General features: G+C 66.5%; 14 protein-coding genes. 9 read left to right on the top strand and 5 right to left on the bottom strand.

From position 1 onward, the window contains the following. Positions 1-33: 33 nt before the first annotated feature. The 8 genes from E4487_RS04645 (at position 34) to sodB (ending at position 8,483) form a co-directional block, all read left to right on the top strand. Positions 34-792, top strand: coding sequence for a hypothetical protein (locus tag E4487_RS04645; RefSeq protein WP_134677100.1), 759 nt, complete (start codon positions 34-36; stop codon positions 790-792). An 88-nt stretch (positions 793-880) separates the two neighbouring features. After that, the gene (locus tag E4487_RS04640; protein WP_175252798.1) at positions 881-1,606 is read left to right on the top strand and encodes an RDD family protein; all 726 of its coding nucleotides are present in this window, start codon (positions 881-883) and stop codon (positions 1,604-1,606) included. Continuing rightward, entirely contained in the window at positions 1,603-2,583 is a 981-nt protein-coding gene (locus E4487_RS04635; protein WP_175252797.1) for a stage II sporulation protein M, read from the top strand. The genes E4487_RS04640 and E4487_RS04635 overlap by 4 nt, the downstream gene beginning before the upstream one ends. Further along, on the top strand, positions 2,570-4,147 hold the full coding sequence (locus E4487_RS04630) for a DUF4129 domain-containing protein (protein ID WP_175252796.1): 1,578 nt from the start codon (positions 2,570-2,572) through the stop codon (positions 4,145-4,147). Before E4487_RS04635 ends, E4487_RS04630 begins: the two co-directional genes overlap by 14 nt. Next, positions 4,144-5,331 carry a DUF4350 domain-containing protein gene (locus E4487_RS04625; RefSeq protein WP_037049233.1) on the top strand — a complete coding sequence of 396 codons (1,188 nt, stop codon included), beginning with the start codon at positions 4,144-4,146 and terminating at the stop codon, positions 5,329-5,331. Before E4487_RS04630 ends, E4487_RS04625 begins: the two co-directional genes overlap by 4 nt. Then, the gene (locus E4487_RS04620) at positions 5,328-6,377 is read left to right on the top strand and encodes a MoxR family ATPase (protein ID WP_037049236.1); all 1,050 of its coding nucleotides are present in this window, start codon (positions 5,328-5,330) and stop codon (positions 6,375-6,377) included. The genes E4487_RS04625 and E4487_RS04620 overlap by 4 nt, the downstream gene beginning before the upstream one ends. Continuing rightward, the gene (locus E4487_RS04615) at positions 6,374-7,705 is read left to right on the top strand and encodes a DUF58 domain-containing protein (RefSeq protein ID WP_175252795.1); all 1,332 of its coding nucleotides are present in this window, start codon (positions 6,374-6,376) and stop codon (positions 7,703-7,705) included. Before E4487_RS04620 ends, E4487_RS04615 begins: the two co-directional genes overlap by 4 nt. 196 nt (positions 7,706-7,901) lie before the next feature. After that, the gene (gene sodB, locus E4487_RS04610; RefSeq protein WP_037049239.1) at positions 7,902-8,483 is read left to right on the top strand and encodes a superoxide dismutase [Fe]; all 582 of its coding nucleotides are present in this window, start codon (positions 7,902-7,904) and stop codon (positions 8,481-8,483) included. Positions 8,484-8,549: 66 nt separating this feature from the next. On the opposite strand, the gene E4487_RS04605 is transcribed toward sodB, so the two are convergent. Genes E4487_RS04605 through E4487_RS04600 form a run of 3 tightly spaced genes read right to left on the bottom strand, consistent with a single transcriptional unit; the run spans position 8,550 to position 10,492 of the window. Further along, positions 8,550-8,987, bottom strand: a complete 438-nt coding sequence (locus tag E4487_RS04605; protein ID WP_257229337.1) for a hypothetical protein — start codon at positions 8,985-8,987, stop codon at positions 8,550-8,552. An 18-nt stretch (positions 8,988-9,005) separates the two neighbouring features. Next, complete coding sequence (locus E4487_RS24475) at positions 9,006-9,194, bottom strand: hypothetical protein (protein WP_257229336.1); 189 nt, start codon at positions 9,192-9,194, stop codon at positions 9,006-9,008. A 2-nt stretch (positions 9,195-9,196) separates the two neighbouring features. Continuing rightward, positions 9,197-10,492: an ammonium transporter gene (locus E4487_RS04600; RefSeq protein WP_175252794.1), complete on the bottom strand. Its 1,296-nt coding sequence runs from the start codon at positions 10,490-10,492 to the stop codon at positions 9,197-9,199. Positions 10,493-10,795: 303 nt separating this feature from the next. Between E4487_RS04600 and E4487_RS04595 the strand changes: the two genes are divergently transcribed. Next, positions 10,796-12,850, top strand: coding sequence for a bifunctional diguanylate cyclase/phosphodiesterase (locus tag E4487_RS04595; RefSeq protein WP_037049246.1), 2,055 nt, complete (start codon positions 10,796-10,798; stop codon positions 12,848-12,850). Between the two features lie 84 nt (positions 12,851-12,934). Here the strand turns inward: E4487_RS04595 and E4487_RS04590 are convergent, their stop codons facing one another. Then, a complete protein-coding gene (locus E4487_RS04590) occupies positions 12,935-13,840 on the bottom strand; it encodes a GIDE domain-containing protein (RefSeq protein ID WP_175252793.1) in 906 nt (301 codons plus the stop codon). A gap of 10 nt (positions 13,841-13,850) precedes the next feature. Beyond that, complete coding sequence (locus E4487_RS04585; protein WP_037049251.1) at positions 13,851-14,423, bottom strand: LemA family protein; 573 nt, start codon at positions 14,421-14,423, stop codon at positions 13,851-13,853. Between the last annotated feature and the right edge of the window lie 124 nt (positions 14,424-14,547).

The raw sequence follows: 14,547 nt of genomic DNA, 5'->3' as shown, positions 1-14,547 counted from the left end.
GCCCCCTTCCCACTCAACGACAAGGATGCTGACATGAGTGAAGCAACCACCCCCAATCCCTATGCCGCTCCGGCCAGTGACCTGCAGCCATCCACCCAGGGTGGTACGCCAAGCATCGAAGAGGCGCTGGCGCGCGGTTACGACTTCAGCATCGGCGACCTGCTGAGCGAATCCTGGAACCGGGTCAAAGGCACCAAGGGCATCATCATCGGCGGCTTCGTGGTGTTCTACGTGGTCCTGCTGGCAGCGACCTTCATCCTCGGTGGCGTGGTCGGCATCTTCACCGCCCTGAGCGAGAACATGCTGGTGATGATCGTCGGCGAAATCCTCATCTCGCTGCTGGCCTCGGCGCTGGCCTATCCGTTCATGGCCGGAATCAACATGGTCGGCATCCGCCGCGCCGCCGACCAGCCGCTGAGCTTCAACGAAATCTTCAGCCACTTCGGCCGTACCGTGCCGCTGATCATCACCGCCGTGGTGATGATGCTGATGATCTACCTCGGCATGTTCCTGCTGCTGATCCCGGGCATCTACCTGGCGGTAGCCTACCTGCTGGCGATCCCGCTGGTGGTCGAGCGTGGCCTGTCCCCGTGGCAAGCGCTGGAAACCTCGCGCAAGGCCATCACGCAGCACTGGTTCAAGGTCTTCGGCCTGTTCATCGTGCTCGGCCTGATCGTCATGGTCAGCGCCATCCCGCTGGGCATCGGCCTGATCTGGAGCATCCCGCTGATGGTGGTCGCCATGGGCGTGCTGTACCGCACCATTTTCGGCGTGCTGCCTGCCGCGCAGTAAATCGATGCCCCGGACCCGCCATGCGGGTCCGGTTGCGTTCGTGGCCCGCTGCTCGCTAGCATCGGGCTTTCCCTGATACCCTCCGCCGATGCCCTTACGCTCAAGCGCAAGCCTTCCGACTGACCAGCCTCCCCTGGACACCCGCTATCAGGTCGAAACGCCGGAAGGCATCGATCTGCATCTGCGTCCGGCCGGGCTGGTGCCTCGCGCCCTGGCATTCGCCATCGACCTGGCCATCCGCGGCCTGATCCTGGGCGTGACCTTCATCGTGCTGGGGCTGCTCGGCCAGTTCGGCATGGGCCTGGGCACCATCCTGCTGTTCCTGGTCACCTGGTGGTACATGGTGCTGTTCGAGGTGCTCAACCAGGGCCGCTCGCCCGGCAAGCAGATGTTCGGTCTGCGCGTGGTACACGATGACGGCACGCCGATCGGCTGGGCCGCCTCGCTGACCCGCAACCTGCTGCGCTTCGTCGACCTGCTGCCGTTCGGCTACACCCTGGGCATTCTCAGCTGCCTGAATCACCCGGCCTTCAAGCGTCTCGGCGACATCGCCGCCGGCACCCTGGTGGTCTACCGTGACGCGCCGCTGAACAAGCCGCAGCTGCCCGATGTGGAGCCGCTGCCGGCACCGTTCCCGCTGACGCTCAACGAGCAACGTGCACTGCTCGGCTTTGCCGAGCGTGGCGAGCAGTTGTCCGCGGCACGCCGGGCCGAACTCGCGACGCTGCTGGCCGAACCGTTGCAGGTGCCCGCCGAGCAGGCGGAGCCGCAGTTGAATGGCATCGCCCGTGGCTTGCTGGGGAGCGCGCCATGAAACAGAGCCTGTTCGAGAACCGCCACCAGAGCGACTGGGAGGCTTTCGCCGACCAGCTCGACGCGCTCGAGCGTGGCAAGGCCGAGGCTCAGGCCTGCACCCGCTTCGCCGCCGACTACCGGCAGCTCTGCCAGCACCTGGCCCTGGCCCAGGCGCGTGGCTACAGCAGCCACCTGATCGATCAGTTGCAGCAACTGGCCATGCGCGGCCACCAGCAGTTCTATCGCCACCGCAGCCACCTGGGCGCGCAGATCATCCGCTTCCTGTTCGGCGGCTTTCCGCGCCTGGTACGCAGCGAATGGCGCAGCGTGTGCGTGGCCAGCCTGCTGTTCTTCGGCAGCCTGGGGCTGATGGGGCTGCTGACCTACCTCTACCCGGAGCTGATCTACAGCCTGGTCAGCCCCGACCAGGTCAGCAACATGGAACACATGTACGACCCCGATGCACGTCGCCTCGGCCGCTTCAGCGAGCGTGGCTCCGGCGACGACTGGATGATGTTCGGCTTCTACATCATGAACAACATCGGCATCGCCTTTCAGACCTTCGCCAGCGGCCTGCTGCTTGGCCTGGGCAGCCTGTTCTTCCTGCTCTTCAACGGCCTGATGATCGGCGGCGTGGCCGGCCACCTGACCCGTATCGGCTACGGCGAGCCGTTCTGGTCGTTCGTCATCGGTCATGGCGCGTTCGAGCTGACCGCCATCGCCCTGGCCGGAGCCGCCGGCCTCAAGCTCGGCTGGGCCCTGCTGGCCCCCGGGCGCCTGCCCCGTGGCGAGGCACTTCGCCTGGCGGCCGGCAAGGCGATACAGCTGGTCTGCGGGGTGATCCTGTTTCTCCTGGTGGCCGCCTTCATCGAGGCCTTCTGGTCGTCCACCACCTTCGCCAGCCCCGACATCAAGTACGCCGTCGGCAGCGGCCTGTGGCTGCTGGTGCTGAGTTACCTGCTGCTGGGCGGACGGAGACAGCATGCGCCTGACTGAAGCCAGCGTCGCCATTCGCCCGCGCAGCGCCTGGGAGGCCATGGACCTCGGCGTGCTGCTCGCGCGCCGCCACGCCGGCCTGCTGATGGCCAGTTGGGCGCTGGTCACCCTGCCCCTGTTCGCCCTGCTCTGCGCCGTGCTGTGGCAGTACCCGGGCTGGGCGGTATTTCTGTTCTGGTGGCTCAAGCCCGCCTATGAGCGCCTGCCGCTGTACATCCTCTCGCACGCTCTGTTCGGCAATACCCCCTCGCTGAAACAGGCCCTGCGCGCCCTGCCCGGACTGCTGCGCCCGCAACTGCTGGCCAGCCTGACCTGGCGCCGGCTGAGCCCGACGCGCAGCTTCGACCTGCCGGTGCTGCAACTCGAAGGGCTGTCCGGCAAGGCGCGCGGCCAGCGTCTGGTGGTTCTTGGCCAGCGCGACAGCGCCGCGGCCACCTGGCTGACCCTGGTCGGCATGCACCTGGAGCTTGCCCTGTGGATGGGGCTGATCGTGCTGTTCTACATGATGCTGCCGCAGCAGGTGGAGCTGAACTGGAGCTGGGAAAGCGTCATCGCCGCCAGCAGCGGTGAGTGGCTGTGGCTCGAACACCTCTCCAACCTGCTCTATGTCCTGCTGCTGATCGTCTGGGAGCCGGTGTACGTGGCCTGTGGTTTCACCCTCTACCTCAATCGCCGCACGGCATTGGAAGCCTGGGACATCGAACTGACCTTCCGCCGCCTGCGCCAGCGCCTGACCGGCAGCGCCTATGCCGTGCTGCTGGGTTGCGCGCTGCTGCTGACGCAACTGCCGGGCAACGCCTGGGCCGACACGCCGCCCGCCGCCAGCGAAACGGTCGATGCCCAGGGCCCCGACGCGCCACGCCTGCTGCACCAGCCGCTGACCAGCCAGGCGGCTCGCGACGACATCGAAGCGCTGCTCGACGAACCGCCGTTCCAGCATCGCGAGACCGTCACCCGCTGGCGCCTGGGTGAGGAGAAGTCCGCCGAGGAGGCCGACCCGGAAGACGCGAAAGCCCTGCTGCAGATGATCGAGAACCTGTTCAAGCTGAGCGAATGGTGGAAGAGCCTGGATATCGTCGCGCAGGTATTCGAAGTGCTGCTGTGGGCTGCCCTGGCGGGCCTGCTGGCCTACATCCTGTGGCGCTACCGCGAATGGCTGCAGGCCTTCGGTGAACGCCTGGGCCTGCCCAGCCGCCGCAAGGTGGAGGTGCCGAGGCAGCTGTTCGGCCTGGAACTGGCCCCGGAGAGCCTGCCCGACGATGTCGCTAGCGAGGCCGAACGCCTCTGGGCCGAGCAGCCACGTGCCGCCCTCGGCCTGCTCTATCGCGCCCTGCTCAGCCGCCTGCTGCATCAACACCGCCTGCCCTTGAAGCAGTCGCATACCGAAGGCGAAGTGCTGCAACTGGTCGTCGCGCTCCAGCAGCAGGAACTGGAAGCCTACAGCCGCCTGCTGACCCTGCACTGGCAGGCGCTGGCCTACGGCCATCGCACGCCTGCCGAGGCGCTGCGGCCGAACCTCTGCCAGGGCTGGCGCGACCTGTTCGGCACGGAGCAGTCCGTATGAGCCGGCGTGTCGGTTTCGCCCTCGGAGCGAGCCTGCTGCTGGTGGTCGGCCTGCTGGCCATCTACCTGCTGGGCAAGCTGGAATCCTACGAGGAAGTGGTCGAGCACGGGCCAGCGCCGGAAGTGGCCAGCAGCCCCTACCTCGCGGCCGAACACTTCCTGCGCCGACGGGGCATCGCGGTCGTGCGCGCCGACGGCCTGGACGTGCTCAACGGACTGCCCAGCGAAGGCCAGACCCTGATGCTGCTGACCGACCGCAACGACATGACGCCACGCCAGGTCGAGCATCTGCTGCAGTGGACGGCCAACGGCGGTCACCTGCTGTTCATCGCCGAACGCCTGTGGGACGAAGAGGAAGGCAAGAGCGGCGACCTGCTGCTCGACCTGCTCGGCATCCAGCAATACATGAGCGACGAGCTGGACGAGGAAGAGGAAGAAGCCGCCGATGCGGACGAGGAACACGACGACAGCGATGCCTATCCCGAGCTGACCAAGCTCTACCTGGAGAACGAAGAGGCGCCGGCCTACATCGCCTTCGACACCGACTACCACCTGTACGACGCACAGAACCGCGCCCACGCCTGGGCCAACAGCGACGCGGCCACGCACCTGCTGCAGCTGTATCACGGCGACGGCCTGATCACCGTGCTCAGTGATCCGTGGATCTGGCAGAACCGCAACATCGACGAATACGACCACGCCTGGCTGCTCTGGTACCTCAGCCAGGACAGCGCGGTGACCCTGGTCTACCACGCCGACAGCGATGGCCTGGCCAGGCTCCTGCTGCGCCACTTCCCCCTGGCCCTGGTCCTGCTCGCCCTGCTGATCGCAGCCGGGCTCTGGCACGTGGGCATGCGCCACGGGCCGCTGCAGGCACCTGCCAGCCGTGCGCGGCGCCAGCTCGAAGAGCACCTGCGCGGCAGCGCCGACTTCCTCCTGCGCCACGGCGGCCAGCAGAGCCTGCTCAAGCACCTGCAACAGGACATCAATCGCCGAGCCCGACGTCGCTACCCCGGCTTCGAGAAACTCGCCGTCGCCGAACAGTGGCAGGTGCTCGGTCGCCTGACCCGGCTGCCCGCCAGGGAAATCAGCCAGGCCATGCGCCCGCTGCCACCACAACGCCTTTCCGCCAGCGACTTCACCCGCCAGGTCGCCCACCTGCAAACCCTCAGGAATGCCCTATGAGTGAACAGACGCCCGATACCGACAACCTTCCGCCGCAGGCCGCCGCTCCCGCCGCGCCGGCCGCCGCCCCAGGCAACCCGCAGGTGCAGCAGCGCCAGCGTGCCAGCCAGCTGGCCCAGGCCCTGCGCGCCGAATTGCGCAAGGCGGTGATCGGCCAGAGCGCGGTGATCGACGACGTGCTCACAGCGCTGATCGCGGGCGGTCACGTGCTGGTCGAAGGCGTCCCCGGCCTGGGCAAGACCCTGCTGGTGCGGGCCCTGGCCCGCTGCTTCGGTGGCGAGTTCGCGCGCATCCAGTTCACCCCGGACCTGATGCCCAGTGATGTCACCGGCCACGCCGTGTATGACATGCAGAGCGAGCAGTTCAAGCTGCGCAAGGGCCCGGTGTTCACCAACCTGCTGCTCGCCGACGAGATCAACCGGGCACCGGCCAAGACCCAGGCCGCGCTGCTCGAAGTGATGCAGGAGCGCCAGGTGACCCTCGAAGGGCGCGCCCTGCCCGTGCAGCTGCCGTTCATGGTGCTGGCGACCATGAACCCGATCGAGCAGGAAGGCACCTACCCGCTGCCGGAAGCCGAGCTCGACCGCTTCATGCTCAAGCTGCGCATGGACTATCCGGAGCAGGACGAAGAACTGAACATGGTGCGCCAGGTGACCCGCTCGGCCAAGGCCGACATGCTCGAGGTCAGCCCGCTGCGTACGCTGCTGCAGGCCAAGGACGTGCAGGCCCTGCAGAAGATCGCCAGCGACCTGCCGCTCGACGATCAGGTACTCGACTACGCCGTGCGCCTGGCGCGGGCCACCCGCAGCTGGCCTGGCCTGGCCATGGGCGCCGGGCCACGCGCCTCCATCGCCCTGGTACGCGGCGCCCGCGCCCGTGCCCTGCTGCGTGGCGGCGACTTCGTCCTGCCCGATGACATCAAGGGCTGTGCGCTGGCCGTGCTGCGCCATCGCGTGCGCCTGGCCCCGGAGCTGGACATCGAGGGGCTGTCGGTGGACCAGGTGCTGCAACAACTGCTCGATCAGGTGCCGGCTCCTCGCCTATGAAACCCTCGCGCCTGCTCCTCGGGCTACTCGCCGGCCTGTTCGCCGCCGCGGTGCTCCTCGGCGCCTTGCCCCTGCTCGGCGTCGACCTCGCGCAGAGCCTGCTCCCCATGGCCTGGGGCCTGGCGCTGGCGCTGTCGGCGATCGCGATCATCGACGGCTTCTGGCTGCGTCAGCGCCCCTCGCCGCGACTGCAGCGCGAACTGCCGGGCAACCTGCCGCTCGGCCGCTGGAGCGAGGTGCAGCTGACCGCTCACCACGACTTCACCCAGGCGCTGGAGATCGAGGTGTTCGATCACGTCCCCGAGGGCATGGCATTCGAGCACCTGCCGCAGCGCATCAGCCTGCATCCCGGCCAGCAGACGCGCGTCAGCTACCGTCTCAAGCCGCTGGTACGCGGTCACTTTCACTTCGCCCGCTGCGAGCTGCTGCTGCCCAGCCCGCTGCGCCTGTGGCAGGCCAGGCGCGTGCTGCAGCTCGAGGGTGAAAGCCGCGTCTACCCCGACTTCGCCCGCCTCTACGGCGCGCAACTCAAGGCAGTGGACGACTGGCTCAGCCAGCTCGGCGTGCGCCAGCGTCCCCGTCGCGGCCTGGGCCTGGAGTTCCATCAGCTGCGCGAGTTTCGCGACGGCGACACCCTGCGCCAGATCGACTGGAAGGCCACCGCACGCAAGCGCACCCCCATCGCCCGCGAGTATCAGGACGAACGTGATCAGCAGATCGTCTTCCTGCTCGACTGCGGCCGCCGCATGCGCAGCCAGGACGACGAGCTGTCGCACTTCGACCACGCCCTCAATGCCTGCCTGCTGCTGAGCTACGTGGCCCTGCGCCAGGGTGACGCCGTGGGCCTGGCGACCTTCGCCAGTCAGCAGCCGCGCTACCTGGCCCCGGTCAAGGGACCGGCGCAGCTGAACGTGCTGCTCAACGCCGTCTACGACCTGGAAACCAGCCAGTTGCCGGCCGACTTCAGCGCGGCGGCCGACCTGCTGCTGGCCCGCCAGCGTCGTCGCTCGCTGGTGGTGGTGGTGACCAACCTGCGCGACGAAGACGACCACGAACTGCTCGCCGCCGTGCGTCGCCTGTCGCGCCAGCACCGGGTGCTGATCGCCAGCCTGCGCGAGGAAGCACTGGACCGCCTGCGCCAGACGCCGGTGGAGCAGCTCGACCAGGCCATCGCCTACTGCGGCACGCTGGACTACCTCAACGCCCGCGCCGACCTGCACGAGCGCCTCGCCGCGCACGACGTGCCGGTGCTCGACGCCCGTCCGGGAGAACTGGGGCCGGAGCTGGTCAGTAGCTACCTGGCCTGGAAGAAAGCCGGCGCACTTTAGTCGCCCGGGACGGTCCAACGCGCTGACGCAAAGGCCCTGGCATCGGCTTTCCCACACAGATGTTGCGTGGTTATGGCCGAGACCGGGTGCTATCATCGCGAGTCTGCGGCGCAAGGAGTACAGACTCCACGCCGCTTACGGGCCGCCCGTGATCGGCCTTGCGCATACCGCACACGACCTGAGTAGGAGATAGACCATGGCTTTTGAATTGCCGCCGCTGCCTTACGAAAAGAATGCTCTCGAGCCGCACATTTCCGCCGAGACCCTGGAATTCCACCACGGCAAGCACCACAACACCTACGTGGTAAACCTGAACAACCTGGTGCCGGGCACCGAGTTCGAAGGCAAGAGCCTGGAAGAAATCGTCAAGACCTCCTCGGGCGGCATCTTCAACAACGCCGCGCAGATCTGGAACCACACCTTCTACTGGAACTGCCTGTCGCCGAACGGCGGTGGTCAGCCGACCGGCGCCCTGGCTGATGCCATCAACGCCGCCTTCGGTTCCTTCGACAAGTTCAAGGAAGAGTTCAGCAAGGTCTCCATCGGCACCTTCGGCTCCGGCTGGGGCTGGCTGGTGAAGAAGGCCGACGGCTCCCTGGCCCTGGCCAGCACCATCGGCGCCGGCTGTCCGCTGACCAGCGGCGACACCCCGCTGCTGACCTGCGACGTCTGGGAACACGCCTACTACATCGACTACCGCAACCTGCGTCCGAAGTACGTCGAGGCGTTCTGGAACCTGGTCAACTGGGACTTCGTCGCCCAGAACTACGCGGCCTGAGTTCAAGCCCCGTAATCCGAAGAACCCGGCCTCGATGGCCGGGTTTTTCGTATCTGCTGCCTGCATTCACAGCAGGCGCCTCGGCGAGAACGCCGCCCCGCGCTCCTCCACGCGACTGACCGCCTGGCTCAGCACACGGTCGGCGCGCACCGGCCCGAGAAACTCGCACAAGCCGATATAGAGCAGATTGAGCAGCTTGCGCAGTTGCTCCAGGCCCAGTGCGGCGATGCCATCGGCACTGCCCTGCTCGAACCAGGTGCGCAGCTGCGTGGTCAGTTCCGGCCCCACTTCCATGCCAGCCAGGTTGCCGGCGGCGAACCCGCGCAAGGCCGCCTGCTGCGCCGCATCGAGCTGCTCCAGCAAGGCCTGGCCCAGGGCCAGGAAGGTCGCCTGCGCCGCCGCATCGGGTGTCGCCACCCGCCTCACCGCCTCGTTGCGCCCCTGGCGCCATGCGGCCAGCTGCTCCTCCGGGTCCGGCAGCAACTGCGAAGGCGGACCAGTCAACGCCCCCACCAGCTCCCGTTACAGGCGGGCGCGCTCCAGCTTGCGCTCGGTGCGCAGCACCACCTCGGCGAGGAACTCGTTCAGGGCGAAAGGTGGCTGCTCCGCGTACTTGTTTTCCCAGAGCGCCAGCAACGGCCACACCTCCTCCTCCGAGAAGTGCCCGACCAGCCCGGTGTAGATCGCCCGACGCCGCAGACTCAGTCTCATCCTCAGCCCCTCCTCGACCACTGCTCGCTATCGAAGGTCTGCGTCTGGTTGAATTCCGGGTAGCCGACCTCGGCATGCTCGGCGAAATCCAGCCCACGTTGTTCGTGCTGCGTGGAGACACGCAGGCCGATGGTCTTGGCCAACAGCAGGTAGACCAGCAGGGACAGCGGAAACGCCCAGAGAAAGGCCGCCACGCCCCCCAGTGCCTGCACGCCGACCCGCGCCCAGTTGAACAGGTCGCCCTGGTAGAACAACCCGGCGGCCAGCGTGCCCCAGATACCGGCAAAGCCGTGCACCGGCACCGCGCCGACCACATCGTCGAGTTGCAGGCGGTCGAGCAGGCGCATGCCGTAGACCACCACGAAGCCGGCGACCAGGCCACTGAGCAGCGCGAACCCCGGAGCCATGCTGGCACAACCTGCGGTGATGCCGACCAGCCCCCCGATGGAGCCGTTGACCGTCGTGGTCAGCAGTATCGGGCTGGCGGTGCTGCGTTGTGCCAGCAACGCACCGAGCGCCCCGGCGGCGGCGGCGAGATGGGTGTTCAGGGCGATCAGCCCCAGGCTGCTGCTGACCGCCAGGTTGCTGCCGGCATTGAAGCCGAACCAGCCCACCCAGAGAATGAAGCCGCCCAGCGCCACCAGGCCGAGGTTATGCCCGGGAATCATGCGCGGCGTGCCATCGGCGGCGAAACGCCCCAGGCGCGGCCCGAGCACCAGGATTCCGGCCAGCGCGCACCAGGCGCCAATGCTGTGCACCACGGTGGACCCGGCGAAGTCGACGAAACCCAGCTTGGCCAGCCAGCCCTGGCCACCGTACATCCCGCCCCATACCCAGCTGCCGAATATCGGGTAGATGACGCCACTGATCAGCAACGCACCGACCAGGTAGGCGCCATAGCGCGTACGCTCGGCCATCGCACCGCTGGCGATGGTGGCAGCGGTCGCGGCGAACATCATCTGGAACAGCAGGAAGGTGTAATCCCAGGGTTCGGCCTGGTTCAGCGCGAAGTGACTCATGCCGAACCAGCCGCTGAGGTTGGCGCCGAACATCAGGCCGAAGCCCAGCAGCCAGAACACGATGCCGCCGACGCAACAGTCCATGTAGTTCTTCATCATCACGTTGACCGCGTTCTTGGCCCGCGACATGCCGCTCTCCAGCAACGCGAAGCCCGCCTGCATGAAGAACACCAGCACGCTGGCCAGCACCAGCCAGGCCGTATTGGCAGCCTCCTCCGAGGCGGCATGGGCCTGAGGGGCGAAGCCGACGGCGACGAGCAACAGCACGAGTGTTTTCATCACGACCCCCCTTCCGATCGATGCCCGGACTTCGCAACTCTTGTGCCAGCATCCAGTGCCAAGGGATGTCGCGCCTCAGCCGGCACAGGGCCGACGAACGGCCAAGGCGACCAAGGGCCTCAAGTCCGGCAGAATCGCACCGACATAAAGCAGGGAATCATGCCGATGGCATCGATTCGCACCAGGACCGTTCCTTATGGAATAAAAAGTGCCACCAGGCATGATGGCCCTTTGACGGCTAGAACGAGATTGCCAATACTCTCGTCTGACTGACGCTGTAAGCATCGACATAAGGAATTGCCTTTGAAGCTGGAATTGAAAAACAGCTTGTCGCTCAAGTTGCTCCGCGTAGTGCTGCTTTCGGCACTGGTGGTCGGGGTGGTATTGAGCTGCGCGCAGATCGTGTTCGATGCCTACAAGACGCGCCAGGCAGTATCCAACGACGCCCAGCGCATCCTCGGCATGTTTCGGGACCCCTCGACCCAGGCGGTGTACAGCCTGGACCGGGAAATGGGCATGCAGGTCATCGAGGGGCTGTTCCAGCACGAGTCGGTGCGCTACGCCGCCATCGGCCATCCCAACGAACCCATGCTCGCCGAGCGCAGCCGGGATCTGGCGCAGATACCGACACGCTGGCTGACCGACCCGATCCTCGGCCAGGAACAGCAGTTCTCCACCAAGCTGGTGGGGCGCGGTCCCTACAGCGAGTACTACGGCGACCTCAACATCACCCTCGACACCGCCGCCTATGGCGAGAGCTTCGTCACCAACTCGGTGATCATCTTCGTCTCCGGCGTGTTGCGGGCCATGGCCATGGGCCTGGTGCTCTATCTGGTCTATCACTGGCTGCTGACCAAGCCGCTGTCGAAGATCATCGAGCACCTGACCAACATCAACCCCGACCGCCCCAGCGAACACAAGCTGCCCATGCTCAAGGGCAACGAGCAGAACGAACTGGGGCTGTGGATCAATACCGCCAACCAGTTGCTGGCCTCCATCGAGCGCAATACCCACCTGCGCCGCGAGGCCGAGAACAGCCTGTTGCGCATGGCCCAGTACGACTTCCTCACCGGCCTGCCCAATCGCCAGCAACTGCAGCAGCAACTCGACCAGATCCTCGAAGACGCCGGCCGTCTGCAACGCCGCGTCGCCGTGCTCTGCGTCGGCCTGGACGATTTCAAGGGCATCAACGAGCAATTCAGCTACCAGAGCGGCGACCAGCTGCTGCTCGCCCTCTCCGACCGCCTGCGCAGCCACAGCGGGCGCCTCGGCGCACTGGCGCGCCTGGGCGGTGACCAGTTCGCCCTGGTTCAGGCCGACATCGAGCAACCCTACGAGGCCGCCGAGCTGGCGCAGAGCGTGCTCGACGACCTGGAGCTGCCCTTCCTGCTCGACCAGCACGAAGTGCGCCTGCGCGCCACCATCGGCATCACCCTGTTCCCCGAAGACGGCGACAGCACCGAGAAGCTGCTGCAGAAAGCCGAACAGACCATGACCCTGGCCAAGAGCCGCTCGCGCAACCGCTACCAGTTCTACATCGCCAGCGTGGACAGCGAGATGCGTCGCCGTCGCGAGCTGGAGAAGGACCTGCGCGACGCACTGGCGCAGAACCAGCTGCACCTGGTCTACCAGCCGCAGGTGGACTACCGCGACCATCGCGTCGTCGGCGTCGAGGCCCTGCTGCGCTGGCAGCATCCGCAGCACGGGTTCGTCCCGCCCGACCTGTTCATCCCGCTGGCGGAGCAGAACGGCACCATCATCCCCATCGGCGAGTGGATCCTCGATCAGACCTGCCGCCAGCTGCGTGAATGGCACGACCAGGGTTTCAGCGACCTGCGCATGGCGGTCAACCTGTCCACGGTGCAGTTGCACCACGCCGAGCTGCCCCGGGTGGTGAACAACCTGATGCAGGTCTATCGCCTGCCGCCGAAGAGCCTGGAGCTGGAGGTGACCGAGACCGGCCTGATGGAAGACATCAGCACCGCCGCCCAGCACCTGCTCAGCCTGCGCCGCTCCGGCGCGCTGATCGCCATCGACGACTTCGGTACCGGCTACTCCTCGCTGAGCTACCTGAAGAGCCTGCCGCTGGACAAGATCAAGATCGACAAGAGCTTCGTGCAGGACCTGCTGGAAGACGAGGATGACGCCACCATCGTTCGCGCCATCATCCAGCTCGGCAAGAGCCTGGGCATGCAGGTCATCGCCGAGGGCGTGGAAACCGCCGAGCAGGAGGCCTACATCATCGCCCAGGGTTGCCACGAAGGTCAGGGCTACCTGTACAGCAAGCCACTGCCGGCACGCGACCTGACCCTCTTCCTCAAGCAGGCCAGACGCCTGAGCTCCGCTGCCACGCTCTGAGCGCATACAGACCCGCAAACGAAAACGCCGCGCCCCTCTGCAGGGACGCGGCGTTTGCATGTGCGCCAGTCGGTATGCCAGGCGCTACCAGCTCTGCACGCCGAACAGCCAGGCCGTCGCCAACGCGCCGACCAGGCACAGCACGGCGCCAGCCGCTGCCTGCCAGTAAAAACCACGGGCCAGCTCGTCCTCGCCGCTGTTGGAAAGGATGAAGGGCTGGCGCTCTCCGGGCTTGGCCATCTGGTTCTGCGCCGGCTCCGCCGCCTTGAGTCGATGGCGGTCCTCGGCCTCCAGCTGCGCGGCCAGGCGCACGCGGTTCCACTCATGCTCATCGAGCTGGCCATTGCCGTCGCTGTCGAAACGCCGCAGCAGGCCGACGTAGTCGCCCTTCCACTCGCGGATCACCTCGCCCTGCGCCGACTGCATGTCGAAGCCCTGCTGCGCGGCGCCATGCGTGCTGAAGTCGCCGATGGCGTACAGCGGCTGGCCGACGTGGAAGCGCTCCTCGCTGTAGCGGTAGCGCTGGCCGCTGCTGAGGAAGCCGAGCAGGCCGGTCTTGGCCGGCCCCAGCGGATGGCGCAGGTTACCCTCCCAGACCTCGCGCACCGCCGCGCGGATCTCCGCACCCCGCGGGTCGATCAGGCACTCGCCGGTGCCATCGACCAGGCGCAGCCAGGCATCGCTGGCTCCGCTCTCGACGACCCGCCAGCTGCGCTTGCTGCCACTGGAGCGGTATTCCTCGATACGAAAGCGCCACCACAGGCACGGTTTGCCGGTCAGCGGCCCGCTCAGCTGCATGTCCGGCAGCGCCTCGAGCACACCGTAGAGTTCGACGTAGCCCTGCGCCGCCGAACGAATCTTCGAGGTCGGCGTATCGAGCAGATGACGCGCCTGCGACCAGCGCCGCAGGCACCACCAGGCCCCACCCAGAAAAGCACCGAGGGCGAAAGCCAGCGTTAGGAAGAAACCGAAAGGATCACCCTGCATCACCGGCGGATGCTCAACCGAACAGCGATTTCATGTCGACGTCGGCCTTCTCGGCATCGCTGAACACCAGCAGCTCGGCTTCGCGGAAGTTGAACATGCGCGCGACGATCACGTCCGGGAACTGCTCGATGCGCACGTTGTTGAGGTTGACCGCTTCGTTGTACAGCTCGCGGCGGTCGGCGATACCGTTCTCCAGGCCGCTGATGCGCTGCTGCAGGTGCTGGAAGCTGTCGTTGGCCTTGAGCTCGGGGTAGTTCTCGGCCAGGGCGAACAACTGGCCGAGGCCGGCGCGCAAGCCGCTCTCGGCCTTGCCCAGGGCGCTGACATCGTGCTGCTCGCGCGCGCTGGCCACGGCACTGCGCGCAGCGATGACGCGCTCCAGCGTGGCGCTTTCGTACTGCATGTACTGCTTGCAGGTCTCGACCAGCTTGGGCAGCTCGTCATGACGCTGCTTGAGCAGCACGTCGATGTTCGACCAGGCCTTGCTGACGCCATGCTTGAGGCGCACCAGGCCGTTGTACAACGACACCGCGTAGGCACCCAGCAGGACGAGGACAACGATCACGATCACGGTGGTCAGGCTCATGCAGTTTTCTCCATGCAGAACTGCGAATCAGGTGCTGGCATTCTAGCGGCAGCCGCGGCTCTCGACAGCGATATCCTGCACAGCGACGCATAATGGCCTTTACACATAATGCGAAACATTTGCA

This window comes from Pseudomonas sp. BMW13 (genome assembly GCF_013357275.1).
GTDB classification, from domain to species: domain Bacteria; phylum Pseudomonadota; class Gammaproteobacteria; order Pseudomonadales; family Pseudomonadaceae; genus Aquipseudomonas; species Aquipseudomonas khazarica.
Note: the sequence above shows the minus strand (reverse complement) of the source record. Positions and strands in the feature narration are given on the sequence as shown.